Annotated in this window: 28 protein-coding genes; 14 read left to right on the top strand and 14 right to left on the bottom strand. The window is 54.2% G+C overall.

The features are described from left to right. Window positions 1-22: 22 nt before the first annotated feature. Together rpmA and rplU are read right to left on the bottom strand one after the other, a co-directional pair. Entirely contained in the window at window positions 23-280 is a 258-nt protein-coding gene (rpmA, locus tag HX884_RS03300) for a 50S ribosomal protein L27 (protein WP_004385076.1), read from the bottom strand. Between the two features lie 19 nt (window positions 281-299). After that, a complete protein-coding gene (rplU, locus tag HX884_RS03295; RefSeq protein WP_003025032.1) occupies window positions 300-611 on the bottom strand; it encodes a 50S ribosomal protein L21 in 312 nt (103 codons plus the stop codon). Between the two features lie 257 nt (window positions 612-868). On the opposite strand from rplU, the gene ispB reads away from it, so the two are divergent. Together ispB and sfsB are read left to right on the top strand one after the other, a co-directional pair. Further along, window positions 869-1840: an octaprenyl diphosphate synthase gene (gene ispB / locus HX884_RS03290; RefSeq protein ID WP_013098929.1), complete on the top strand. Its 972-nt coding sequence runs from the start codon at window positions 869-871 to the stop codon at window positions 1838-1840. Window positions 1841-2068: 228 nt separating this feature from the next. Then, window positions 2069-2356 (top strand): DNA-binding transcriptional regulator SfsB, encoded by a 288-nt coding sequence (gene sfsB / locus HX884_RS03285; RefSeq protein ID WP_038983629.1) that lies wholly within the window; start codon window positions 2069-2071, stop codon window positions 2354-2356. A gap of 63 nt (window positions 2357-2419) precedes the next feature. On the opposite strand, the gene murA is transcribed toward sfsB, so the two are convergent. The 7 genes from murA to mlaF form a co-directional block, all read right to left on the bottom strand. Continuing rightward, the gene (gene murA, locus HX884_RS03280; protein WP_178327644.1) at window positions 2420-3679 is read right to left on the bottom strand and encodes a UDP-N-acetylglucosamine 1-carboxyvinyltransferase; all 1260 of its coding nucleotides are present in this window, start codon (window positions 3677-3679) and stop codon (window positions 2420-2422) included. Between the two features lie 50 nt (window positions 3680-3729). Further along, the gene (gene ibaG / locus HX884_RS03275) at window positions 3730-3984 is read right to left on the bottom strand and encodes a BolA family iron metabolism protein IbaG (protein WP_008501458.1); all 255 of its coding nucleotides are present in this window, start codon (window positions 3982-3984) and stop codon (window positions 3730-3732) included. Window positions 3985-4110: 126 nt separating this feature from the next. After that, window positions 4111-4404 carry a lipid asymmetry maintenance protein MlaB gene (gene mlaB, locus HX884_RS03270; protein ID WP_013098932.1) on the bottom strand — a complete coding sequence of 98 codons (294 nt, stop codon included), beginning with the start codon at window positions 4402-4404 and terminating at the stop codon, window positions 4111-4113. Then, on the bottom strand, window positions 4404-5039 hold the full coding sequence (gene mlaC / locus HX884_RS03265; protein ID WP_013098933.1) for a phospholipid-binding protein MlaC: 636 nt from the start codon (window positions 5037-5039) through the stop codon (window positions 4404-4406). Before mlaC ends, mlaB begins: the two co-directional genes overlap by 1 nt. 18 nt (window positions 5040-5057) lie before the next feature. Next, the gene (mlaD, locus tag HX884_RS03260; protein ID WP_013098934.1) at window positions 5058-5606 is read right to left on the bottom strand and encodes an outer membrane lipid asymmetry maintenance protein MlaD; all 549 of its coding nucleotides are present in this window, start codon (window positions 5604-5606) and stop codon (window positions 5058-5060) included. Window positions 5607-5610: 4 nt separating this feature from the next. Beyond that, entirely contained in the window at window positions 5611-6393 is a 783-nt protein-coding gene (gene mlaE, locus HX884_RS03255; RefSeq protein WP_178327643.1) for a lipid asymmetry maintenance ABC transporter permease subunit MlaE, read from the bottom strand. A gap of 7 nt (window positions 6394-6400) precedes the next feature. Beyond that, window positions 6401-7213 (bottom strand): phospholipid ABC transporter ATP-binding protein MlaF, encoded by an 813-nt coding sequence (gene mlaF, locus HX884_RS03250; RefSeq protein ID WP_020687352.1) that lies wholly within the window; start codon window positions 7211-7213, stop codon window positions 6401-6403. Between the two features lie 228 nt (window positions 7214-7441). Between mlaF and HX884_RS03245 the strand changes: the two genes are divergently transcribed. The 11 genes from HX884_RS03245 (at window position 7442) to npr (ending at window position 15361) form a co-directional block, all read left to right on the top strand. Next, window positions 7442-8419, top strand: coding sequence for a calcium/sodium antiporter (locus tag HX884_RS03245; protein WP_013098936.1), 978 nt, complete (start codon window positions 7442-7444; stop codon window positions 8417-8419). Between the two features lie 13 nt (window positions 8420-8432). Further along, window positions 8433-9419: an arabinose-5-phosphate isomerase KdsD gene (kdsD, locus tag HX884_RS03240; protein ID WP_029883390.1), complete on the top strand. Its 987-nt coding sequence runs from the start codon at window positions 8433-8435 to the stop codon at window positions 9417-9419. A 14-nt stretch (window positions 9420-9433) separates the two neighbouring features. After that, complete coding sequence (gene kdsC, locus HX884_RS03235; protein WP_029883391.1) at window positions 9434-10000, top strand: 3-deoxy-manno-octulosonate-8-phosphatase KdsC; 567 nt, start codon at window positions 9434-9436, stop codon at window positions 9998-10000. Further along, a complete protein-coding gene (gene lptC, locus HX884_RS03230) occupies window positions 9997-10572 on the top strand; it encodes an LPS export ABC transporter periplasmic protein LptC (protein WP_013098939.1) in 576 nt (191 codons plus the stop codon). Before kdsC ends, lptC begins: the two co-directional genes overlap by 4 nt. Continuing rightward, on the top strand, window positions 10541-11095 hold the full coding sequence (lptA, locus tag HX884_RS03225) for a lipopolysaccharide ABC transporter substrate-binding protein LptA (RefSeq protein ID WP_013098940.1): 555 nt from the start codon (window positions 10541-10543) through the stop codon (window positions 11093-11095). The genes lptC and lptA overlap by 32 nt, the downstream gene beginning before the upstream one ends. 6 nt (window positions 11096-11101) lie before the next feature. Further along, entirely contained in the window at window positions 11102-11827 is a 726-nt protein-coding gene (gene lptB / locus HX884_RS03220; RefSeq protein WP_013098941.1) for an LPS export ABC transporter ATP-binding protein, read from the top strand. A 47-nt stretch (window positions 11828-11874) separates the two neighbouring features. After that, window positions 11875-13308, top strand: a complete 1434-nt coding sequence (rpoN, locus tag HX884_RS03215; RefSeq protein WP_013098942.1) for an RNA polymerase factor sigma-54 — start codon at window positions 11875-11877, stop codon at window positions 13306-13308. A 22-nt stretch (window positions 13309-13330) separates the two neighbouring features. Next, window positions 13331-13618 carry a ribosome hibernation promoting factor gene (hpf, locus tag HX884_RS03210; RefSeq protein WP_013098943.1) on the top strand — a complete coding sequence of 96 codons (288 nt, stop codon included), beginning with the start codon at window positions 13331-13333 and terminating at the stop codon, window positions 13616-13618. An 82-nt stretch (window positions 13619-13700) separates the two neighbouring features. Beyond that, window positions 13701-14192, top strand: coding sequence for a PTS IIA-like nitrogen regulatory protein PtsN (ptsN, locus tag HX884_RS03205; RefSeq protein WP_013098944.1), 492 nt, complete (start codon window positions 13701-13703; stop codon window positions 14190-14192). 45 nt (window positions 14193-14237) lie between these two features. Further along, complete coding sequence (rapZ, locus tag HX884_RS03200) at window positions 14238-15092, top strand: RNase adapter RapZ (protein ID WP_013098945.1); 855 nt, start codon at window positions 14238-14240, stop codon at window positions 15090-15092. Then, window positions 15089-15361 (top strand): PTS phosphocarrier protein NPr, encoded by a 273-nt coding sequence (npr, locus tag HX884_RS03195; RefSeq protein WP_003861872.1) that lies wholly within the window; start codon window positions 15089-15091, stop codon window positions 15359-15361. Before rapZ ends, npr begins: the two co-directional genes overlap by 4 nt. 33 nt (window positions 15362-15394) lie before the next feature. On the opposite strand, the gene mtgA is transcribed toward npr, so the two are convergent. The 5 genes from mtgA to lptF form a co-directional block, all read right to left on the bottom strand. After that, entirely contained in the window at window positions 15395-16120 is a 726-nt protein-coding gene (mtgA, locus tag HX884_RS03190) for a monofunctional biosynthetic peptidoglycan transglycosylase (RefSeq protein WP_020687356.1), read from the bottom strand. Next, the gene (gene elbB / locus HX884_RS03185; protein ID WP_178327642.1) at window positions 16117-16770 is read right to left on the bottom strand and encodes an isoprenoid biosynthesis glyoxalase ElbB; all 654 of its coding nucleotides are present in this window, start codon (window positions 16768-16770) and stop codon (window positions 16117-16119) included. Before elbB ends, mtgA begins: the two co-directional genes overlap by 4 nt. Window positions 16771-17001: 231 nt before the next feature. Beyond that, window positions 17002-19335 (bottom strand): aerobic respiration two-component sensor histidine kinase ArcB, encoded by a 2334-nt coding sequence (gene arcB, locus HX884_RS03180; RefSeq protein ID WP_013098948.1) that lies wholly within the window; start codon window positions 19333-19335, stop codon window positions 17002-17004. Window positions 19336-19470: 135 nt separating this feature from the next. Then, entirely contained in the window at window positions 19471-20553 is a 1083-nt protein-coding gene (gene lptG / locus HX884_RS03175; RefSeq protein WP_013098949.1) for an LPS export ABC transporter permease LptG, read from the bottom strand. Next, window positions 20553-21653 carry an LPS export ABC transporter permease LptF gene (lptF, locus tag HX884_RS03170; RefSeq protein ID WP_029883394.1) on the bottom strand — a complete coding sequence of 367 codons (1101 nt, stop codon included), beginning with the start codon at window positions 21651-21653 and terminating at the stop codon, window positions 20553-20555. Before lptF ends, lptG begins: the two co-directional genes overlap by 1 nt. Window positions 21654-21918: 265 nt before the next feature. Here lptF and pepA point away from each other — a divergent pair, with 265 nt between their 5' ends. Continuing rightward, window positions 21919-23430, top strand: a complete 1512-nt coding sequence (gene pepA, locus HX884_RS03165) for a leucyl aminopeptidase (protein WP_013098951.1) — start codon at window positions 21919-21921, stop codon at window positions 23428-23430. Window positions 23431-23443: the final 13 nt, after the last annotated feature.

The following is a 23443-nucleotide window of genomic DNA, read 5'->3' as shown; positions in this document are numbered from 1 at the left end:
CCGTTACCGGACCGAGAAAACCTTACTCAGCAACGATGCTGATGTATTTACGGTTGTTCGGGCCTTTAACTTCAAATTTCACTTTACCGTCTGCTTTAGCAAACAGAGTGTGGTCACGACCGCAACCTACGTTGTTGCCAGCGTGGAATTTGGTACCACGTTGACGAACGATGATGCTACCCGCCAGAACGGATTCGCCACCGAAACGCTTAACGCCCAGGCGTTTAGCTTCTGAATCGCGACCGTTACGTGTGGAGCCGCCAGCCTTTTTATGTGCCATTTAAATCTCTCCTCAAGTCTTAGGCGCTGATGCCAGTAATTTTCACATCAGTGAACCACTGACGGTGGCCCTGCTGCTTACGGTAGTGTTTACGACGACGAAACTTAACGATTTTAACTTTCTCGCCACGACCGTGAGCAACAACTTCAGCTTTGATAACGCCGCCATCAACGAAAGGAACGCCGATTTTGACTTCTTCACCGTTTGCGATCATCAGAACTTCTGCGAACTCAACAGATTCGCCAGTTGCGATGTCCAGCTTTTCCAGGCGAACGGTCTGACCTTCGCTTACTCGGTGTTGTTTACCACCACTTTGGAAAACCGCGTACATATAAACTCCGCTTCCGCGCACATCCTCGTATGAATCAGAGTGCGCTATAAATATTCACAATAGGGCGCGAATATTACGCAAAACGCGAGCCTTTGACAAGTGCTACCATCAATACATGAAGAAAAAAAACACAACACGTACGGTAGCGTTTATCTGAGCCGTTTTTTCAGTACAATCAGCAATACTATTGATAAACCGAAACCCTTCGTTACCCCATTAAAGATGGGATAAACAGGATAAAAAGCCCGGCTTTTGCGATGAATTTAGAAAAAATCAACGAGTTAACCGCGCAAGATATGGCGGGTGTGAATGCAGCAATCCTGGAACAACTCAACTCTGATGTTCAGCTAATCAATCAGTTGGGCTATTACATCGTCAGCGGCGGCGGTAAACGTATTCGCCCGATGATTGCCATACTGGCCGCCAGAGCCGTGGGTTATCAGGGAAAGGCTCATGTCACTATCGCAGCACTGATCGAATTTATTCACACTGCGACGCTTCTGCATGATGATGTTGTGGATGAATCAGACATGCGTCGTGGCAAAGCCACGGCAAACGCCGCCTTCGGCAACGCAGCCAGCGTTCTGGTCGGTGATTTTATCTATACCCGTGCCTTCCAGATGATGACCAGCCTCGGCTCTCTGAAAGTGCTGGAAGTGATGTCTGAAGCCGTTAACGTGATCGCGGAAGGCGAAGTGCTGCAGCTGATGAACGTCAACGATCCTGACATCACCGAAGAAAATTACATGCGCGTAATCTACAGCAAAACCGCGCGCCTGTTTGAAGCCGCGGCGCAATGTTCCGGCATTCTGGCTGGCTGTACCGCTGCGCAGGAAAAAGGGCTGCAGGACTATGGCCGTTATCTGGGGACCGCATTCCAGCTCATTGACGATTTGCTGGACTACAGTGCTGATGGCGAAACGCTCGGCAAAAACGTCGGCGATGACCTCAACGAAGGTAAACCGACCCTGCCGCTGCTCCATGCCATGCACAACGGATCCGCTGACCAGGCGAAAATGATCCGTGAAGCGATTGAGCAGGGAAATGGTCGCCATCTACTGGAACCGGTACTGGAAACAATGGCCATCTGCGGCTCGCTGGAGTGGACGCGTCAGCGCGCTGAAGAAGAGGCGGATAAAGCCATCGCGGCACTGCAGGTCATTCCAGACAGCCCATGGCGCGATGCGTTAATCGGCCTTGCCCACATCGCCGTACAGCGCGATCGTTAACCTCTCTCTTCTCCCCGCGGCCTTCGCGGGGAGATTTCAATAAGATCTTATAAATTCCATATTCGCGTAAAATCATCGGCTTACAGACCGCATGAATAAAGCCATGTCTTATTCTGAATATTCCTTCAAGTAACGCGAACTTTTTAGAGCCCGTGTTCAAAATGAGTATAGTAACCCCGTCGTTTCGGTAGAAATGACGTGGGTGATTACGAACACAAGGACAGCTTTATGGATATGAAATTTATCGACTGGCACTCAGCAGATATTATTGCTGCGCTGCGCAAAAAAGGAACATCGCTCGCCGCTGAATCACGTCGCAATGGATTGAGCTCATCAACGCTGGCAAATGCCCTGACTCGCCCCTGGCCAAAGGGTGAATTGATTATTGCATCGGCGCTGGAGACGCACCCGTGGGTCATTTGGCCCTCGCGTTACCACGATCCCATTACCCATGAGTTTATTGACAGAACACGCATGATTCGCCAGAAAAAAACCAGGAAAGAGCAACCGGTCTGACACGCTTTTTTTGACAGGAACAGCAACCCCCCGGCCATCTCTGGCAGGGGGCTGCCGGAACGATTACTCGCCCTTCACACGCTCGATATTGGCACCCAGCGCGCGCAGTTTGTCTTCAATACGCTCGTAACCACGATCGATGTGGTAGATACGATCCACAACCGTCGTTCCTTCCGCGATACAACCCGCTAATACCAGGCTCGCAGACGCACGCAGATCGGTTGCCATAACCTGCGCACCGGAGAGCTTCTCAACACCGTGGCAAATCACCGTGTTACTTTCGATCTCTGCATGTGCGCCCATACGGATCAGTTCCGGTACGTGCATGAAGCGGTTCTCGAAGATAGTCTCGGTGATCACACCGGTACCTTCCGCCACCAGGTTCAGCAGCGTGAACTGAGCCTGCATATCGGTCGGGAATGCCGGATGCGGCGCCGTGCGAACGGTTACCGCTTTTGGACGTTTACCGTGCATATCAAGGCTGATCCAGTCTTCACCGGTTTCGATATCCGCACCCGCTTCACGCAGCTTCGCCAGCACCGCATCCAGGGTGTCAGGCTGCGCATTACGGCAAACAATCTTGCCGCCAGAAATGGCCGCAGCCACCAGGAAAGTCCCGGTTTCAATACGGTCTGGCAGAACGCGATACACACCGCCACCCAGACGCTCAACGCCTTCAATGGTGATGCGATCGGTACCCTGGCCAGAGATTTTTGCACCCAGCGCTACGAGGAAGTTGGCGGTATCCACAATTTCCGGCTCGCGCGCGGCGTTTTCGATAATGGTGGTACCTTCTGCCAGCGTTGCCGCGGACATAATGGTGACGGTTGCGCCAACGCTCACTTTGTCCATGACAATGTGCGCGCCTTTCAGGCGGCCATTTACGGACGCTTTAACGTAACCTTCTTCCAGTTTGATCTCCGCGCCCAGCTTCTCCAGACCGAAGATATGCAGGTCAACAGGACGCGCGCCAATGGCGCAACCACCAGGCAGTGACACCTGGCACTGACCAAAACGCGCTACCAGCGGGCCAAGCGCCCAGATGGATGCACGCATGGTTTTCACCAGGTCGTACGGTGCTGAGAAGTTGTTCACGTTGCTGGCATCGATCCAGACGGAGCCATTACGCTCGACTTTCGTCCCCAACTGGGTGAGCAGCTTCATGGTGGTGTCGATATCTTTCAGCTTCGGTACGTTCTGAATTTCTACCGGCTCTTCCGCGAGCAGCGCAGCAAAGAGGATCGGCAGCGCGGCGTTTTTCGCGCCAGAAATTGTGACTTCGCCCTGGAGGCGCGTCGGCCCCTGTACACGAAATTTATCCATGGTGTGCTCTCTTATAAATTCAACCGTGCTGCGGGCGCATCGCCCTCAGCTCAAAAACCGTTTAGTTTGCGATCGCGTGCCCACTCTTGCGGGGTGAACGCTTTAATCGACAGGGCGTGTATGCGGTTATCCGCAATATATTCCATCAGCGGCGCGTACACAGCCTGCTGTTTCTTCACACGGCTCATACCGTCGAACATCTCACCCACAGCAATAACCTGGAAGTGACTGCCATCGCCTGTGACGTGGGCTTCCTGAAGGGAGAGTGCATTCATCAGCACTGTCTGGATTTCATGATTTTCCATGGGTTCTTAATCATCTGATAGTGAAAACAAGCCCAACATCTTAGAGCAAAGTGGCGTCGTCTTAAACAAGCAAAAAGCCCCGACGATGAAACTGTCAGGGCTTTCAGAAGTAACGCACTGAAAGTATTAATGCGGCAGTACGTCCTGAGGAAGATTGTAGAGCTGCGCCAGGGTGACGACATTATCGCTGGCCCCGTGAAGCGTTACGGTTGCCCCCTGCTTTTTCCCCACGGCAATGAGGTGGGCAAGTAGCGCCACCCCAGCCGTATCTACCCGCGTGACGCCGCTCAAATCGATCAGCGTAACGCCCTGCATGGCGTCATGGCGTTTATCCCATAACGGGTTGAGCAGATCCTGATCGAGTTCACCGGACAGCTTTAATGTTTCGCCCTCACGCGACCAGCTCAGTTGCTGCGACATTACTTCTTCTCATCCAGGGTGATTTTCTGGCGAGAGATAGACTGCAGCTGGGCGGTCAGGCCATCAATGCCTTTGGTACGCAGCAGGTCGCTCCACTCATTCTGTTTAGTCGTGATCATGCTCACCCCTTCGGCGATCATGTCATACGCCTGCCAGTTACCGGTCTGGCTGTTTTTACGCCACTGGAAATCCAGGCGAACCGGTGGACGACCGTTAGGATCGATGATCGTGACGCGAATAGGCACAATGGTGGCATCACCCAGCGGCTGTTCCGGTGCAATCTGGTAGGTCTGGCCGTGGTACATCGCCAGCGCCTGGCCGTAAGCCTGTTTCAGATATTCACGGAAGGCAGCAAAGTAGGCTTCACGCTGCGCAGGGGTAGCGTCTTTGTAATAACGCCCCAGCACCAGCGCACCGGCATATTTGATCTGCACATACGGCAGCAGCTCCTGATCGACCACGTCACGCAGATAATCAGGATTAGAACGAATTTTAGGCTGTTCGTTTTTAAGACGATCGAAGGTTTTCTTCGCGGCTTCGTCCATCAGTTTGTACGGGTTGCTCTGATCCGCGGCGTGTGCTGCCGTAAGAGGGGCAATAACCAGCATGGCAACCATTAACAGTCGTTTAAACATGAATGACTTCTCCTGATATTAATTCGTCGTGCCAGGTGTCGGTGCGACGTTGGTATGATCTTCAGTCTGCGCAGGGGCAGCATCGGACTTTTTATCATCTCCCTTACTGTTGTAAAGGAACTGACCAATCATGTCCTCCAGCACCATCGCGGACTTGGTATCCTGGATGACGCTACCGTCTTTAAGGATAGTCGTTCCAAGCTCAGGATCTTCAAAGCCAACGTTCAGTGCCAGATATTGTTCGCCCAGCAGGCCGGAGGTGCGGATAGAAAGCGAGCTGGTATCCGGAATATGGTTGTAACGCTCTTCAATATCCATCGCCACGCGCGGCAGATAGGTTTTTTCATCAAGCGTAATGTCAGCCACACGGCCAATAACCACACCGCCAATACGCACAGGAGAGCGCGCCTTCAGCCCTCCGATATTGTCGAAAGTGGCATAGATGCGATAAGTCGGTTCGGTACGCACTGAGGTGATATCCGCCGCTCTCAGGCAGATAAACAGTGCGGCAAGCAGTGCCAGCAACAGGAACACGCCGACCCAAATTTCATTTTTTCTCGTTTGCATGAACTCAATTCCCAAACATCAGTGCGGTGAGCACAAAATCCAGACCCAGTACGGCCAGCGACGAATGTACGACAGTACGTGTAGTTGCACGGCTAATGCCCGCCGACGTCGGGATGGCATCGTAACCATTAAATAACGCAATCCAGGTGACCGTAATGGCAAATACCACGCTTTGAATCAAACAGTTAACCAGATCCATTCGCAGATCGATGGCGTCCTGCATGGCAGACCAGAAGAAACCGGCATCAATGCCTTTCCAGTGAACGCCCACCAGCGAACCGCCCCAGATACCGACGGCCACAAACAGGATAGTCAGCAACGGTAAAGAGATAACCCCTGCCCAGAAACGGGGGGAGATAACACGCCGCAACGGATCGACCGCCATCATTTCCATACTGGAAAGCTGCTCGGTGGCACGCATCAGACCAATCTCTGCGGTGAGTGCCGACCCCGCGCGTCCGGCAAACAGCAGTGCCGCCACCACCGGCCCCAGTTCACGCAGCAGCGAAAGCGCCACCAGCATGCCGAGGCTGGTTTCCGCGCTGTAGGTCGTCAGAACAAGGTAGCCCTGCAGCCCCAGCACCATGCCGATAAACAGACCGGACACAATGATGATCAGCATCGACAGCACGCCGACGTTATAGAGTTGCCGTACCAGTAAAGGCGCATGCTTGCGGAACTCCGGCTTGCCGACCAGCGCGTTGAACAACATCAATCCGGCGCGCCCGAACGTCCTGATGGTTTTTATGCCACGGTGTCCAAGAGCGGCCAACGCATTTAACAGCATGAGTGGCTTAACTCCCTATTCCCAATAAATCGTCACGATAGTCGCCCGCAGGGTAGCGGAACGGCACAGGCCCATCCGCAATACCGTCGAGGAACTGCCGTACTCGCGGATCGCAGTTTTCCTGCAACGCCTGGGCGCTGCCGTGCGCGACGATCCTTTTGTCTGCCACAATGTAGGCATAGTCGGCAATACTCAACACTTCCGGCACATCGTGAGACACCACAATGCAGGTGACGCCGAGCGCGCTGTTCAATTCAGAGATGAGCTTCACCAGCACGCCCATCGTAATTGGATCCTGTCCGACAAACGGTTCGTCGAACATGATTAAATCGGGTTCCAGCGCAATGGCTCTCGCCAGCGCGGCGCGACGCGCCATGCCACCAGACAGCTCTGACGGCATCAGCTTTGCGGCGCCACGCAGCCCTACCGCCTCCAGCTTCATCATTACCGTGCTTTTCAGCAGCTCTGGCGGAAGCTGCGTATGCTCGCGCAGCGGATAGGCGACATTATCAAAGACGTTCATGTCGGTGAACAAGGCCCCCGACTGAAAGAGCATGCTCATCCGCTTGCGCACAGTATACAGGCGCGACCGCGACATCTCCGGTACGTTTTCGCCGTCGAAGAGGATTTCACCGCTATCGGGTGGGATCTGCCCACCGATAAGTCGCAGCAGGGTCGTTTTACCGATCCCGGACGGTCCCATGATGGCTGTGATTTTGCCACGCGGCACGGTCAACGAAATATCATCAAATATCAATCTGTTGCCGCGAGAAAAGCTCACCCCACGGACATCGACTAAATTCGCCATCGTTTGGCTCATTTACGGTTCCTTTCTTACCCTGCTTCATGCGAAGCGTGAAGCTTAAATCAGCCCTAAACCCCACATTTTTACAGAATATTAGCCGTAGAGGTTAGCGAAAGCTGGCATTTGTTTTACTTTTCCGGCGCATAAAGTCAAAATTAGGAATTCGTTACGTCTTAGGCTGTATGCAGCGCTAACAATTCCCGCGCGGTGGACCGGCGAGTATACCTGAAGAAAGGACTTTTGATGCTTTTAGCAACAGCACTGTTAATAATTGGTTTACTTTTGGTGGTCTACAGTGCTGACCGTTTGGTGTTTGCTGCATCGATCCTGTGCCGCCTCACTGGCGTCCCCCCTGTTGTCATCGGGATGACCGTGGTCAGTGTTGGAACCTCCCTGCCTGAAATCATCGTCTCTGTGACGGCATCGCTGCATGGTCAGATAGACCTTGCTGTTGGCACCGCGATTGGCTCTAACATCGTCAATATTCTGCTTATTCTGGGCCTGGCCGCGTTGCTCCATCCATTTCGCGTGCATTCTGATGTTCTGCGCCGGGAATTGCCGCTAATGTTGATCGTAAGCCTGTTGGCAGGATGCGTATTTTACGATGGCGTTCTGAGCTACAGTGACGGCATTTTCTTGCTGGCGCTGGCGGTCATCTGGCTGCTCTATAGTGTTAACATTGCCCGCCTGGCGGAAAAACAGGGTCAGGACAGCCTGACGCGTGAGCAGGTCGCCGAGCTACCGCGTGAAGGTACGCTGCCTGTGGCACTGCTCTGGCTGGGTGTCGCGTTGATCATTATGCCCATGGCAACACGGATGGTCGTGGATAACGCGACGGTACTGGCGAATTATTTCGCCATGAGCGAACTGACCATTGGCCTGACCGTGATCGCCATCGGTACCAGCCTGCCGGAGCTGGCCACGGCCATTGCCGGGGCACGTAAAGGTGAAGATGACATCGCCATCGGCAATATTATCGGCTCAAACATCTTCAATATTGCCATCGTCATGGGCCTGCCAGCCCTGATAACGCCCGGGCCGTTTAACCCGCTGGCCTTCTCACGTGATTACGGGGTGATGTTGCTGGTGAGCGTTATCTTTGCCCTGCTCTGCTGGCGGCGGCAACGACAGATCGGCAAAGGCGCAGGCGCGCTGCTGACGGGTGGATTTATCGTATGGATGGCGATGCTGTACTGGCTTTCGCCTCTTCTCTCTGGGTAAACGGAAACGCATTATGTCGCAAATAGAATTGCAGCCGGGTTTTGACTTTCAGAAAGCAGGCAAAGACGTTCTGGAGATTGAACGTGAAGGTCTGGCGCAGTTAGATCAGTACATTAATCAGGATTTTAGTCTGGCCTGTGAGAAGATGTTCTACTGTGCCGGTAAAGTCGTGGTAATGGGGATGGGCAAGTCCGGCCACATTGGCCGCAAAATGGCCGCCACTTTCGCCAGCACCGGCACCTCCTCCTTCTTTGTACATCCAGGAGAAGCGGCACACGGCGATCTGGGCATGGTGACGCCGCAGGATGTCGTCATTGCGCTGTCAAACTCCGGGGAGTCCAACGAGATCCTGGCACTGATACCGGTTCTGAAGCGGCTGCAGGTCCCGCTCATTTGCATGACCAGCCGCCCGGAAAGCAGCATGGCACGTGCGGCGGATATTCACCTGTGCGTGAAAGTGCCGAAAGAGGCCTGCCCACTGGGTCTCGCGCCAACATCCAGCACCACCGCAGCGCTGGTAATGGGCGACGCGCTTGCCGTTGCGCTCCTCGAAGCCCGCGGTTTTACCCCTGAAGATTTCGCGCTTTCCCATCCTGGCGGTGCGCTGGGTCGGAAACTGCTGCTGCGGGTTAACGATATTATGCATACTGGCGATGAGATCCCTCACGTCAGTAAAGAGGCCTCCCTGCGTGATGCGCTGCTGGAAATCACTCGTAAAAACCTGGGCATGACGGTGGTGTGTGACGATCTGATGAAGATCGAAGGGATTTTCACCGACGGTGACCTGCGTCGCGTGTTCGACATGGGCGTGGATGTTCGCACGCTGGGTATTGTCGATGTGATGACGCCCGGCGGGATTCGCGTTCGCCCGGGCACGCTGGCGGTGGATGTACTGAACCTGATGCAGTCCCGACATATCACCTCAGTGATGGTTGCCGATGGCGACCAATTGCTGGGTGTGGTACATATGCATGATCTGCTGCGCGCAGGCGTAGTGTAATGAAGGATAAGACAATGAGTAATGCGGGTGCATCCCTTGCAACCTGTTATGGTCCGGTCAGTGCCCACGTGATGGCAAAGGCAGAAAACATTCGCCTGCTGATTCTGGATGTGGACGGCGTACTGTCCGATGGCCTGATTTACATGGGCAATAATGGTGAAGAACTGAAAGCGTTCAACGTTCGCGATGGCTACGGTATTCGTTGTGCGCTCACATCGGGTATCGAGGTTGCCATCATCACCGGGCGAAAAGCTAAACTGGTAGAAGATCGCTGTGAAACGTTGGGCATTACCCATCTGTATCAGGGACAGTCCGATAAGATGGCTGCTTTCAATGATTTACTGGGTAAACTGTCTATCGCGCCAGAACATGTGGCCTATGTCGGGGACGACCTGATCGACTGGCCGGTAATGGCTGAGATTGGCCTGAGTGTCGCGGTTGCGGATGCGCATCCGCTGCTGATCCCGCGGGCTGATTATGTTACCCACATCAACGGTGGCCGTGGTGCCGTACGTGAAGTCTGCGATCTGCTTCTGCTGGCGCAGGGCAAGCTTGATGAGGCCAAAGGGCAATCGATATGAGTAAAACCAGACGTTGGGTTATCATTCTGCTTTCGCTTGTCGCACTGATACTGATTGGCGTGAACCTTGCCGATCGTGACGATACGCAAACGGAAGTGATCAACAATAACGATCCAACCTATAAAAGCGATCACAGTGATACCGTAGTCTATAGCCCGGAAGGTGCGCTGAACTATCGCCTGATTGCCCAGCACGTTGAATATTTTTCAGATGACGGTATTTCGTGGTTTACCCAGCCGGTCATGACGACGTTTGATAAGGACAAAGTGCCGACGTGGTCGATTAAGTCCGACCGGGCAAAACTGACGAATGACCGTATGCTTTATCTTTATGGCCATGTTGAAGTCAACGCCCTGACCGCTGACTCACAACTGCGCAAAATTACGACAGATAATGCCCAGATCAACCTGGTTACTCAGGATGTGACGTCGCAGGATCTGGTCACTCTGTACGGCACAACATTTAATTCCAGCGGTTTAAGAATGCGCGGGAACTTACGCAGCAAAAACGCCGAGCTGATTGAAAAGGTTAGAACCTCCTATGAAATTCAAAACAAACAAACTCAGCCTTAAAGTAATTATCGCCAGCGCGATGCTGGCGGCCAGTCTTCCCGCGCTTGCTGTTACTGGCGATACCGAACAGCCGATCCATATCGAGTCCGATACGCAGTCTCTTGATATGCAGGGTAATGTCGTTACCTTTACCGGCAACGTGGTCATGACCCAGGGCACCATCAAGATTAACGCCGATAAGGTGGTCGTTACCCGTCCAGGTGGCGAACAGGGCAAAGAGATCATTGATGGCTACGGCAACCCGGCCACGTTCTACCAGATGCAGGACAACGGCAAGCCAGTGAAGGGCCATGCCAGCCACATGCATTATGAACTGGCGAAAGATCTGGTCATCCTTACCGGTAACGCCTATCTGGAACAGCTCGATAGCAATATCACTGGCGATAAGATCACCTATCTGGTGAAAGAGCAAAAAATGCAGGCCTCCAGCGAGAAAGGCAAACGCGTCACCACCGTGTTAGTGCCGTCTCAGCTGCAGGACAAAGGCAAGGGCCAGGCCCCGGCACAGAAGAAGAGTAACTAATTCGTTATGGCAACATTAACTGCAAAAAATCTCGCGAAGGCCTATAAGGGCCGCCGTGTCGTGGAAGATGTCAGTCTGACCGTCAACTCCGGCGAAATTGTAGGCCTGCTTGGTCCAAACGGTGCAGGTAAAACCACGACCTTCTACATGGTCGTGGGAATTGTCCCGCGCGACGCCGGTAACATCATCATTGATGATGAAGACATCAGCCTTCTGCCACTGCATGCGCGCGCACGCCGTGGTATTGGCTACCTGCCGCAGGAAGCCTCCATTTTCCGTCGCCTGAGCGTCTTCGATAACCTGATGGCCGTTCTGCAAATTCGTGACGACCTGACCAGCGAACAGCGTCAGGATCGCGCCAACGAGCTGATGGAAGAGTTTCACATTGAGCACCTGCGCGATAGCCTCGGTCAGGCGCTGTCCGGGGGGGAACGCCGCCGTGTTGAAATTGCACGCGCGTTGGCAGCAAACCCGAAGTTCATCCTGCTGGATGAACCATTTGCAGGCGTTGACCCCATCTCCGTTATCGACATTAAACGTATTATTGAGCATCTGCGCGACAGCGGTCTTGGCGTGTTGATTACTGACCACAACGTCCGTGAAACACTGGCCGTATGTGAACGTGCGTATATCGTGAGCCAGGGCAACCTGATCGCCCACGGCACGCCACAGCAGATCCTCGAAGATGATCATGTTAAGCGCGTCTATCTTGGGGAAGACTTCAGACTCTGATAGGGTAGAGGTAAAGTAACGCCGAACCGGAGAAAAATGCTCTGAACATGAAGCAAGGTTTGCAATTAAGGCTCAGCCAACAACTGGCGATGACGCCGCAGTTACAGCAGGCGATTCGCCTGTTGCAACTGTCCACATTAGAACTCCAGCAGGAGCTCCAGCAAGCGCTGGACAGCAATCCGCTGCTGGAGCAAGCCGATCTTCATGACGAGGTAGACACTCAGCAATCACAGGACACGGAAGCTCTCGATACTGCCGATGCACTCGAACAAAAAGAGATGCCGGACGAGCTTCCGCTGGATGCCAGCTGGGATGAAATCTACACCGCCGGAACCCCTTCCGGCACGCGTGCAGACTACCAGGACGATGAGCTACCGGTCTATCAGGGTGAAACCACCCAGTCACTACAGGATTACCTGATGTGGCAGGTGGAGCTGACCCCTTTCTCCGATACCGATCGCGCGATTGCCACCTCCATCGTCGATGCCGTTGACGACACCGGCTATCTGACCGTCACGCTGGACGATATTCTGGAAAGCATGGGCGATGACGAGATTGAACTTGAAGAGATAGAAGCCGTTCTGAAGCGCATTCAGCGTTTCGACCCGGTGGGCGTAGCAGCGAAAGACCTGCGCGACTGTCTGCTGATCCAGCTTTCGCAGTTCAGCAAAGAGACGCCCTGGATCGATGAAGCCCGCTTAATCATCAGCGATCATCTGGATCTGCTGGCTAACCATGATTTCCGTACCCTGATGCGCGTTACGCGTTTGAAAGAAGAGGTGCTGAAAGAGGCGGTTAACCTGATCCAGTCGCTCGATCCTCGCCCCGGCCAGTCGATCCAGACCAGTGAGCCTGAATACGTCATACCTGACGTGCTGGTCAGAAAACACAACGGCCGCTGGGTCGTTGAACTCAATTCAGACAGTATTCCTCGCCTGCAAATCAATCAGCAATATGCCTCCATGTGCACCAGCGCGCGTAACGACGCCGACAACCAGTATATTCGTAGCAATCTGCAGGAAGCGCGTTGGTTAATCAAAAGCCTGGAGAGCCGCAATGATACGCTGTTGCGGGTGAGCCGCTGTATCGTCGAACAACAGCAGGCTTTCTTTGAGCAGGGCGAAGAGTATATGAAACCGATGGTGCTGGCGGATATCGCCCAGGCCGTCGAGATGCATGAATCAACGATTTCCCGCGTGACCACGCAGAAGTATCTGCACAGTCCTCGCGGCATATTTGAGCTTAAGTATTTCTTCTCCAGCCATGTGAATACCGAAGGCGGTGGCGAAGCCTCGTCAACGGCGATTCGTGCACTGGTGAAGAAGTTGATCGCCGCGGAGAACCCCGCGAAGCCACTGAGCGACAGTAAGTTAACCACCATGCTGTCCGACCAGGGTATTATGGTGGCACGTCGTACTGTTGCGAAGTATCGAGAGTCTTTATCCATTCCGCCGTCTAACCAGCGTAAACAGCTGGTCTGACACAACCGATAAGGAAGACACTATGCAGCTCAACATCACTGGACAAAACGTCGAAATTACTGAAGCCTTACGCGACTTTGTGAACACGAAATTCGCAAAACTCGAGCAGTATTTCGAAAGGATCAATCAGGTCTATATTGTGTTGAAAGTGGAGAAAGTGACTCATATCTCGGATGCAACCCTGCATGTCAATGGGGGCGAACTCCACGCCAGTGCGGAAGGGCAAGACATGTACGCTGCTATCGACGGCTTGATTGATAAGCTTGCAAGACAGCTCAATAAACATAAAGATAAACTGAAACAACACTAATTGTCCGGGCAGTTAACGGGTGCAGGAAGGCCTGTTGTGGAGCACAACAGGCCATTTGTACAGTTAGCGCTTAGGTGAAATTATGATGAACAACGATTCCGCTCTTCAATTGAGCAATGTCCTTAACCAGGAATGTACCCGCAGTGGCGTTCACTGCCAGAGCAAAAAACGTGCGCTGGAGATTATCAGTGAACTGGCCGCAAAACAGCTGGGCCTGCCACCGCAGGTCGTATTCGAAGCCATCCTGACCCGTGAAAAAATGGGCAGTACCGGTATCGGCAACGGCATTGCGATCCCGCATGGCAAACTGGAAGAGGACACCCTGCGTGCCGTCGGTGTGTTTGTGCAACTGGAAACGCCTATTGCCTTTGATGCCATCGATAACCAGCCCGTTGATCTCCTATTCGCGCTGCTGGTTCCTGCCGATCAGACGAAAACCCATCTGCATACGCTTTCACTGGTCGCTAAACGCCTGGCCGATAAAACCATCTGCCGTCGACTGCGCTCAGCGCAAAGTGATGAAGAGCTTTATGAAATTATCACTGAAGCAGAAGGCAGTCAGGATGAGGCATAACCAGGAGATGGCCTTCACATCTGTTGTCCTGAGGAGAAACGGAACATGGTGCTGATGATTGTCAGTGGCCGTTCAGGGTCGGGGAAATCCGTCGCCCTGCGCGCGCTGGAAGACATGGGTTTTTACTGCGTAGATAACCTGCCGGTGGTACTGCTGCCCGAGCTGGCGCGCACCCTTGCAGACAGACAAATCTCTGCCGCCGTCAGCATCGACGTCCGTAACATGCCTGAATCGCCAGAAATCTTTGAACAGGCGATGAGCAACCTGCCGGACACCTTTTCACCTCAGCTGTTGTTCCTTGATGCGGACCGCAACACGCTGATCCGTCGCTACAGCGATACCCGTCGTTTGCACCCGCTTTCCAGCAAGAACCTCTCTCTGGAGAGCGCAATCGACGAAGAGAGCGACCTGCTGGAGCCCCTGCGCTCACGTGCCGATTTGATTGTCGACACCTCCGAAATGTCCGTTCACGAGCTGGCAGAAATGCTGCGTACCCGTTTACTGGGCAAACGCGAGCGTGAACTGACAATGGTGTTTGAGTCATTCGGCTTTAAGCACGGCATTCCTATCGATGCGGATTATGTTTTCGACGTGCGCTTCCTGCCAAACCCACACTGGGATCCGAAACTGCGTCCAATGACCGGTCTGGATAAACCCGTCGCGGCGTTCCTCGACAGGCACACAGAAGTTCACAATTTTATCTACCAGACGCGAAGCTACCTTGAGCTATGGTTACCTATGCTGGAGACAAACAATCGTAGCTATCTGACGGTGGCGATTGGCTGTACCGGCGGTAAACATCGTTCGGTCTATATCGCCGAACAGCTGGCCGACTATTTCCGTTCACGCGGAAAGAACGTTCAGTCCCGTCATCGCACGCTGGAAAAACGTAAAACATGACCGTAAAACAAACCGTTGAGATCACCAATAAGCTGGGCATGCACGCACGCCCGGCAATGAAGCTGTTTGAACTGATGCAGGGTTTCGATGCGGAAGTTCTGCTGCGAAATGATGAAGGGACCGAAGCGGAAGCAAACAGCGTCATTGCGCTGCTGATGCTGGACTCCGCCAAAGGTCGCCAGATTGAAGTCGAAGCCACCGGCCCACAGGAAGAGGAAGCGCTGGCGGCGGTGATTGCGCTGTTTAACGCCGGGTTTGACGAGGATTAATTTCAGCCCCGCTGGCGGGTGGCGCTTACCCGCCTACATTAATTTATTGCGCTGCATAAACCCTTCCCCGCCTAACTGACGCATCTGGCGCATGATCCACGCCTGACGGCTTCGCACGTACCCGGACGGGGCACTGGCCTTAAAGCGGATGGGATTAGGCAAGACGGCAGCCAGGAGCGCTGCTTCGGACATACTCAGTCGGCTGGCCGGTTTATTGAAATAGCGCTGCGCGGCGGCCTCCACACCAAACACACCATCGCCAAACTCAGCAATATTGAGATAGACGGTCAGAATGCGTTTTTTGCTCCAGACCGTTTCCATCCCCAGCGTCAACCCCGCTTCCAGCCCTTTTCGTACCCAGCTGCGACCGTCCCACAGGAACAGATTCTTTGCGGTTTGCTGCGATAACGTCGATGCCCCACGGACGCGGTTTTCGTGGCGTTCATTGTGCGCCAGCGCTTTCTCGATTGCCGCCACGTCAAACCCCCAGTGTTCCGGGAATTTCTGATCCTCTGCCGCAATGACCGCCAGCCCCATAAAAGGTGAGATCTCATCCATACTCACCCAGTCCGAGTGGGCCACATAGCTGAAATCACCGCTGAGCCATGCCCCAAGCTGACGCTCGACCATCACGGCCGAAAACGGAACCGGCATAATGCTGAATAAGGCGAGTCCGCCGCCCCAGAATACCGCGAGCACGAGAACGATGCGCAACAGGGCGCGTTTCACCCACGCGCCTGCGCCGAATTTACGACTCATTCAGTCAACACCAGCACTCTGGCCACCAGTTTGTCGATGCCTGCAGCAGCCTCGGCAATATTCTGCGCCAGCATCCAGGCAGGCGTGGTAACGACCTTGTTGTCTTCATCCACCACAATGTCATCCACCGGACAAGGTACATGCTCGCCGCCCATCTCCTCGATGATTTCTGCGGTATCAATATCGGTGCCGATTGTCAGCCGCAGCGGGAAATCAAAAATTTTAGGCAGCATTGCCGGCGCGATACAGATAAAGCCCTGCGGTTTACCTGCCGCGTGCATCGCCTGCGACAGCGCTTTTAAATGGGGATCGATCTGACACGCCGCCCCTTCTGAAGCAAAGGTACTGAGATTTTTGGCCGCCCCAAACCCGCCCGGCACGATTAACGCATCGAGCTCAGCGGCGTCCGCCTGAATAAGGGGGTGGACATCGCCACGCGCAATACGCGCCGCTTCAATCAGTACGTTACGGGTTTCCGCCATGGCCTCTCCGGTCAGATGATTAATCACATCTGCCTGCTTTTTGTCTGGCGCGAAACAGATCGCTTCCGCCCCCTGCCTTGCCAGGGCCAGCAGCGTGATGACGGCTTCATGAATTTCTGAACCATCGTAAACACCGCATCCGCTCAGTACGACACCAACCTTTTTCATCCTGACGTTCCTTCTTTGCAACTTGCTGAAGCACATAATTAATTTTGATTAAAACGCTATGCTTCACACATTTCACTGATTCATGTAACAAACCATTTAAGATTTGCTATCTTATCTGCGTGCGGCCTAAATTTTCAGGCGGCGCCCATGCGAAAACAACACGAAAAATCAGGCGCAGCCACGATTTCCCTGGTGTTGGCGCAGTATTCGCGCACCCCGGTTAAGCCGGGGTCATTTTTTTCTGGCATCCACCCAGGCTTTTAGCACCGCCACATCGTTCTGCCACTCTTGTTTCATCTCTTCGACCCAATCACCCACGTTATCTTCCCATGCCGGTAAATCAGGTGACTGAATCTGTTGTCCCAACTGCTGTAAGTGGCGTAACCCGACAGAGCCAGCAGCGCCTTTGATCTTATGCCCTTCTTCCACAATGCCTTTCTGATCGCGTGCGGTCAGGTTGGACTCCAGCACGCTCAGGTAGCCAGGCATCATTTTTTCGAACACGGCCAGACCATCGGTAATCAGTTTTGGGCCAACCAGGTCGATGTACTGCTCCAGCATCGCAGTATCCAGAATCGTTTGGGCCTTCGCGCTATCAACAGATGTCATGGTGCTCTCCTCTTCATCATGGGTATCCCAGAACTTCTTGATCATGGCGGTCAGAGCAGGCACCGCCAGCGGCTTGCTGAGCACATCATCCATACCGGCATCGAGGTACTCTTTTTTATCTTTCAGGACGTTGGCCGTCAGCGCGACCAGCGGCGGCAGTTCATCGGCGGCATACTGCGTTGTCAGCGCACGGGAGATATCCAGCCCGGTCATGTCCGGCAGTTGAATATCCAGCAGGACGAGGTCATATTCGCCCGGTTTAAACATCTCCAGCGCGGCTTTACCGGTCATCGCCACGTCCACGCTGTTACCCAGTTTTTCCAGCACCGAGCGCGCCACAATCACGTTCAGCTCGATGTCTTCTACCAGCAGAACATGCAGCGCCGGGAGCGGCATATCGTCTTGTTCAAAGGTATCCTCAACCTCTTCTGCCACCGCCGGGGCATGCACCGTCAGCGTAAAGGTAGAGCCTTTGCCCGCCTGGCTGGCCACGGTGATATCACCGCCCATGCTCTTCGCGAGCCGTTTCGATACCGCAAGGCCAATGCCCGTGCCGGTAGCAGGCTTACCACCGTTGCTGTCCTTCACCTGATAATACATGGCAAAGATTTTGTCCTGCTCTTCCTGCGGAATGCCAATGCCTGAGTCTTCCACCTCAAAGTGCAGCATGTCTCCTTCGTCATAGCGGATACGCACCGCCACCTGCCCCTGCTGGGTAAATTTCACCGCGTTGCTGATCAGGTTCCAGAGGATTTGGCGCAGACGCGTGCCGTCCGTGACCACTTTGTGCGGCAGCGGCAGGGTTGGCTCCATGACAAAGCTCAGCCCCTTTTGCTGCGCCTGCAGGCCGGACAGGTTTTCCAGATCGGCAAGGAAGCTGGTGAAATCAACCGGCTGGTTATCAAGCTGGACTTTACGGCGCTCCATCTTATCCATGTCGATAATATCGTTGAAGATATTCCCCAGCGTGACCGCCGAGACATGGATCGTTTTGAGGTATTTTTCCTGTTCCGCCGTCAGGTCGGTGTCCAGCAGAATACGGCTTAAGCCGACGATGCCGTTCAACGGGGTACGCAGTTCATGGCTGATGGTGGAGATGAAGGTCGTCTTATCGCGGCTGGCGCGCTCAAGGGCATCCTGATAACGCTTACGCTCGGTGATATCGCGGCCAAAGCCCATCAGGCCGTGGCGTTTCCCGACGCGGTCGTAGTACGGCACTTTACGGATCTCAAAGCAGGCTTTACGCCCGTCCGGGTAATCCAGCCACTGTTCATAGGTCAGCGAGACGTTGTGGCGGAAGACTTTTTCGTCCGTCTCCATGACCTTGGCGGCCGCCTCTTCGGAGTACACATCCTGGGGTTTCAGGTGGATCAGCTGCTTTTCGCTTTTGCCGGTCAGCAGCTCCATCGCCCGGTTACAGCCGGAGAACTCTTTGTCTTCGTTGCGGTAGAAAACCAGATCCGGAGAAGCATCAAGGAATGAACGCAGGAAAGAGGATTGCTGCTCAAGCTGGATCTGCGTCACCTCACGCTCTTTCATTTCGATTTTCAGCTGCTCAAGCGTCGCCTGACGCTCGGCTTCCGCCTTCTCACGATCTGAAATCTCCTGGTTAAGCTGGGCAATGTTGTCTTTCAGCTGGACGTTGAGCTTTAAATCGCGCTCACGCATCTCTTCCAGCTTATCAACCAGTTTTGACAGGCGCTGACGGGACTCCTCCAGCTGTTCCACGACGACGGAAAGAAAATAGACCGCCCAGGGGGTGATCAGCAAACCGAAGAAGATAGAGCGGATGACGTCGATACTTTCGACCTGACCATGCAACACCATGGTCACGGCCATTTGCACGACAATGGCCAGAACAACCAGCGCCAGCGCCAGCAGCATGGAGAAACGCACCAGCCCGAGCTTCATCATCAGGTCGACGTAGTACTGGGCAAGCATTCGAATTTGCTTCATAGAGGATCCCTTCACGACTTTATCGCTCAATAATACTCAAATTCGCGGCGGGACGTTGAAGGTTGTGAGAAAAAGTGCGGGGTGAAACAGGAGATTAGCCTCGCTTCCGGCTAACCGGAAGCGAGGAGAGGACAATCAGGAGCGTTTCAGCAGCAGCCAGAGGCTGATCAGCAGGAAGCTGGCGCTCGGGAGCAGCGCACCAATAATTGGCGGAATGCCGTAAACCAGCGTCAGCGGGCCAAAGATCTGATCGAGGACGTAGAATACAAAGCCGAAGCTGATCCCGGTGACCACTCGAACACCCATCGGTACGCTACGCAGCGGGCCAAAGATAAACGACAGGGCCATCAGCATCATCACCGCCACGGACATCGGCTGGAAGATTTTGCTCCACATATTGAGTTGATAGCGCCCGGCATCCTGCCCGCTCGACTTCAGGTATTTGACGTAGTTGTGCAACCCGCTGATGGAGAGCGCGTCCGGATCCAGCGCCACCACCCCGAGTTTGTCCGGCGTGAGGTTGGTTTTCCACGTCCCGGACACCGTCTGAGAGCCGGTGATCTGTTTTGGGTTCGTCAGGTCAGACTCGTCAACCTGGGATAACCGCCACTGCTTGTGTTCGGGGTCAAACTTCGCTGACGATGCGTGACGTACAGACTGTAAACGACGCTCATCATTGAAGGCGTAAATACTCACGCCGCCCAGCTCATCATCCCCTTTCACGCGTTCGATATAGACGAAGTTCTGGCCATCTTTCGCCCATAACCCTTGCTGTGTTGAGAGCAGTGAACCACCGTACATCGCCTGGGCACGATAGTTACGCGCCATCTGTTCGCCCTGCGGTGCCACCCACTCGCCAATCGCCATGGTCAACAGCACCAGTGGGATCGCAGTTTTCATGACCGACAGCGCCACCTGCAAACGGGTAAAGCCCGATGCCTGCATCACAACCAGTTCGCTGCGCTGTGCCAGCATCCCCAGCCCCAGCAGCGCGCCCAGCAGGGCCGCCATCGGGAAGAAGATCTGCACATCTTTTGGCACGCTGAGCAGGGTATACATCCCTGCACCCAGCGCGTCGTAGCTCCCTTGCCCGGCTTTTTTCAGCTGATCGACAAATTTGATAATGCCGGAGAGCGACACCAGCATGAACAACGTCATCATGATGGTGGTGAAAATGGTTTTACCGATATAGCGATCAAGAACGCCAAACGCCTGCATTAGATGGCTCCTTTACGCGAAAATCGGGCACGTATGCGGCGCACTGGCACCGTATCCCACAGGTTTAATCCCAGCGCCAGTAAGATGTACAGGCTGTTGACGAACCACGTCCAGACCATCGGGTCCAGCTTACCCTTCGCGCCGTTAGAACGAATCGAGGTTTGCAGCAGGAAGTAGATCAGGTACAGCAGCATCGCCGGCAGCATTGAGAGCACGCGCCCCTGACGCGGGTTCACCACGCTCAGCGGCACGACAATCAATGCCATCATAAACACGGTGAAGACGAGCGTAATACGCCAGTGGAACTCCGCACGCGCTCTGTCAGTATCAGTGTTCCACAGCGTACGCATATCCATTTGCTCGGTATCCGTTGGATCGAGCGCCACCGCCTGATGACCAATAATGGCCTGATAGTTCTGGAAATCCGTAATACGGAAGTCACGAAGCATCGCGGTGCCTTCAAAGCGGGTGCCTTTATTCAGCGTCACGACCTGGGAACCATCTTTGCGCTGCGCAAGCTGACCGGAGTCTGCCACCACCACCGATGGACGGGCGTTTCCTTTGGTCCGCAGCTGTGCCAGGAAGACGTCGTTGAATTTACTGCCGTCAACGCTCTCAATAAACAGCACTGAGTTTCCGTCGGTCGCCTGCTGGAACTGCCCCTGCGCTAATGCCGCCATACCGGGGTTCGCTTTTGCTTCAGCCAGCACTTCATCCTGATGACGAGAGGACATTGGGCCCGCCCACATCACATTCACCGCGGCGACGATACCCGTGAACAGCGCCAGTATCATGGCGGCTTTCACCAGAACAGCCTTGCTCAAACCACAGGCATGCATCACCGTGATTTCACTCTCGGTATAAAGCTTACCGAGCGTCATGAGCAGACCGAGGAAAAGACTTAGCGGCAGAATAAGCTGCGCCATTTCCGGGATCCCTAAACCAAGCAGGGAAAGCACCAGATTCGTTGGAATTTCGCCGTCAACGGCCGCACCGAGGATCTTGACCAGCTTCTGACAGAAAAAAATCAGCAGCAGGATGAAGAGGATCGCCAGTTGGCTTTTGAGCGTCTCCCGCACCAGATATCTTATGATTATCACTTTAAATACGCCCGTAAAAACCCGTCTCTTTGCTGGAAAATCGCTTGTTTCATGGCTTAAACGTCATTTATTCTCTTGAGTCGTCGAAATCATCGCTAAGATTAAAACACCCGGCGGATTCACGCTTCAGGACTTTTTCTGACGTGTCGAAACCGTAATAACGTAAGATTAACACGAAGTCACCACAACAGCGGACTTGAGTTACGAAAGGTTTAAATCTATCCGTAGCAGCCGCTGTTGTCTTTAAGATTCAGGAGCGTAGTGCATGGAGTTCAGTGTAAAAAGCGGTAGCCCGGAGAAACAGCGGAGTGCCTGCATCGTTGTGGGCGTCTTTGAACCACGCCGACTCTCCCCGATCGCCGAGCAACTTGATAAAATCAGTGACGGCTACATTAGCGCCCTGCTGCGCCGTGGCGAACTGGAAGGCAAACCTGGGCAGACGCTGTTACTGCACCATGTTCCGAACGTGCTGTCCGAACGTATTCTGCTGATTGGCTGCGGTAAAGAGCGCGAGCTGGATGAACGTCAGTATAAGCAGGTGATTCAGAAAACAATTAATACCCTGAATGACACCGGCTCAATGGAAGCCGTTTGCTTCCTGACCGAACTGCACGTCAAAGGTCGTAACACCTACTGGAAAGTGCGCCAGGCTGTCGAAACCGCAAAAGAGAGCCTGTACAGCTTCGATCAGCTCAAGACCAACAAAAGCGAGCCGCGCCGTCCGCTGCGTAAAATGGTCTTTAACGTGCCAACCCGTCGCGAACTCACCAGCGGCGAGCGCGCCATCCAGCACGGTCTGGCGATTGCCGCCGGGATTAAAGCCGCAAAAGATCTGGGCAACATGCCGCCTAATATCTGTAACGCCGCCTATCTGGCCTCTCAGGCGCGCCAGCTGGCTGACTCCTACAGCAAGAATGTCATCACCCGCGTTATCGGCGAACAGCAGATGAAAGAGCTGGGTATGCACTCTTACCTGGCGGTGGGCAACGGCTCGCAGAACGAATCCCTGATGTCGGTTATCGAATACAAGGGCAATCCGTCAGAAGACGCGCGTCCTGTTGTGCTGGTCGGCAAAGGCCTGACCTTCGATTCCGGTGGTATCTCCATCAAGCCTTCTGAAGGCATGGATGAGATGAAGTACGACATGTGTGGTGCAGCGGCGGTGTATGGCGTGATGCGTATGGTGGCTGAACTTCAGTTACCGATTAACGTTATCGGCGTGCTGGCGGGCTGCGAAAACATGCCGGGTGGACGCGCTTATCGTCCGGGTGATGTCCTGACCACCATGTCCGGCCAGACCGTTGAGGTGCTGAACACCGATGCCGAGGGCCGTCTGGTGCTGTGCGACGTATTAACCTACGTTGAACGCTTCGAACCTGACGTGGTGATCGACGTGGCCACCCTGACCGGTGCCTGCGTGATCGCGCTGGGCCACCACATCACCGGCCTGATGTCGAACCACAATCCGCTGGCACACGAACTTATCGGCGCGTCCGAACAAGCCGGCGACCGCGCATGGCGTCTGCCACTGGGTGACGAATACCAGGAGCAGTTGGAGTCTAACTTTGCGGACATGGCGAACATCGGCGGCCGTCCTGGTGGTGCCATCACCGCGGGCTGCTTCCTGGCACGCTTCACCCGCAAGTACAACTGGGCACACCTGGATATTGCCGGCACCGCATGGCGCTCCGGAAAAGCCAAAGGCGCGACCGGCCGTCCGGTTGCGTTGCTGTCGCAGTTCCTGCTAAACCGCGCCGGATTTAATGGCGACGAGTAATTCAAAACGGCAG

This window comes from Enterobacter sp. SECR19-1250, assembly GCF_013391025.1.
GTDB classification, from domain to species: Bacteria; Pseudomonadota; Gammaproteobacteria; order Enterobacterales; family Enterobacteriaceae; genus Enterobacter; species Enterobacter cloacae.
This window is presented reverse-complemented; position numbering and strand designations above follow the sequence as displayed.

What these genes read in the sequence shown, in the direction of transcription:
- rpmA (WP_004385076.1), bottom strand. Translation starts at nt 280, where the DNA reads ATGGCACATAAAAAGGCTGGCGGCTCCACACGTAACGGTCGCGATTCA.
- rplU (WP_003025032.1), bottom strand. Translation starts at nt 611, where the DNA reads ATGTACGCGGTTTTCCAAAGTGGTGGTAAACAACACCGAGTAAGCGAA.
- ispB (WP_013098929.1), top strand. Translation starts at nt 869, where the DNA reads ATGAATTTAGAAAAAATCAACGAGTTAACCGCGCAAGATATGGCGGGT.
- sfsB (WP_038983629.1), top strand. Translation starts at nt 2,069, where the DNA reads ATGGATATGAAATTTATCGACTGGCACTCAGCAGATATTATTGCTGCG.
- murA (WP_178327644.1), bottom strand. Translation starts at nt 3,679, where the DNA reads ATGGATAAATTTCGTGTACAGGGGCCGACGCGCCTCCAGGGCGAAGTC.
- ibaG (WP_008501458.1), bottom strand. Translation starts at nt 3,984, where the DNA reads ATGGAAAATCATGAAATCCAGACAGTGCTGATGAATGCACTCTCCCTT.
- mlaB (WP_013098932.1), bottom strand. Translation starts at nt 4,404, where the DNA reads ATGTCGCAGCAACTGAGCTGGTCGCGTGAGGGCGAAACATTAAAGCTG.
- mlaC (WP_013098933.1), bottom strand. Translation starts at nt 5,039, where the DNA reads ATGTTTAAACGACTGTTAATGGTTGCCATGCTGGTTATTGCCCCTCTT.
- mlaD (WP_013098934.1), bottom strand. Translation starts at nt 5,606, where the DNA reads ATGCAAACGAGAAAAAATGAAATTTGGGTCGGCGTGTTCCTGTTGCTG.
- mlaE (WP_178327643.1), bottom strand. Translation starts at nt 6,393, where the DNA reads ATGCTGTTAAATGCGTTGGCCGCTCTTGGACACCGTGGCATAAAAACC.
- mlaF (WP_020687352.1), bottom strand. Translation starts at nt 7,213, where the DNA reads ATGAGCCAAACGATGGCGAATTTAGTCGATGTCCGTGGGGTGAGCTTT.
- HX884_RS03245 (WP_013098936.1), top strand. Translation starts at nt 7,442, where the DNA reads ATGCTTTTAGCAACAGCACTGTTAATAATTGGTTTACTTTTGGTGGTC.
- kdsD (WP_029883390.1), top strand. Translation starts at nt 8,433, where the DNA reads ATGTCGCAAATAGAATTGCAGCCGGGTTTTGACTTTCAGAAAGCAGGC.
- kdsC (WP_029883391.1), top strand. Translation starts at nt 9,434, where the DNA reads ATGAGTAATGCGGGTGCATCCCTTGCAACCTGTTATGGTCCGGTCAGT.
- lptC (WP_013098939.1), top strand. Translation starts at nt 9,997, where the DNA reads ATGAGTAAAACCAGACGTTGGGTTATCATTCTGCTTTCGCTTGTCGCA.
- lptA (WP_013098940.1), top strand. Translation starts at nt 10,541, where the DNA reads ATGAAATTCAAAACAAACAAACTCAGCCTTAAAGTAATTATCGCCAGC.
- lptB (WP_013098941.1), top strand. Translation starts at nt 11,102, where the DNA reads ATGGCAACATTAACTGCAAAAAATCTCGCGAAGGCCTATAAGGGCCGC.
- rpoN (WP_013098942.1), top strand. Translation starts at nt 11,875, where the DNA reads ATGAAGCAAGGTTTGCAATTAAGGCTCAGCCAACAACTGGCGATGACG.
- hpf (WP_013098943.1), top strand. Translation starts at nt 13,331, where the DNA reads ATGCAGCTCAACATCACTGGACAAAACGTCGAAATTACTGAAGCCTTA.
- ptsN (WP_013098944.1), top strand. Translation starts at nt 13,701, where the DNA reads ATGATGAACAACGATTCCGCTCTTCAATTGAGCAATGTCCTTAACCAG.
- rapZ (WP_013098945.1), top strand. Translation starts at nt 14,238, where the DNA reads ATGGTGCTGATGATTGTCAGTGGCCGTTCAGGGTCGGGGAAATCCGTC.
- npr (WP_003861872.1), top strand. Translation starts at nt 15,089, where the DNA reads ATGACCGTAAAACAAACCGTTGAGATCACCAATAAGCTGGGCATGCAC.
- mtgA (WP_020687356.1), bottom strand. Translation starts at nt 16,120, where the DNA reads ATGAGTCGTAAATTCGGCGCAGGCGCGTGGGTGAAACGCGCCCTGTTG.
- elbB (WP_178327642.1), bottom strand. Translation starts at nt 16,770, where the DNA reads ATGAAAAAGGTTGGTGTCGTACTGAGCGGATGCGGTGTTTACGATGGT.
- arcB (WP_013098948.1), bottom strand. Translation starts at nt 19,335, where the DNA reads ATGAAGCAAATTCGAATGCTTGCCCAGTACTACGTCGACCTGATGATG.
- lptG (WP_013098949.1), bottom strand. Translation starts at nt 20,553, where the DNA reads ATGCAGGCGTTTGGCGTTCTTGATCGCTATATCGGTAAAACCATTTTC.
- pepA (WP_013098951.1), top strand. Translation starts at nt 21,919, where the DNA reads ATGGAGTTCAGTGTAAAAAGCGGTAGCCCGGAGAAACAGCGGAGTGCC.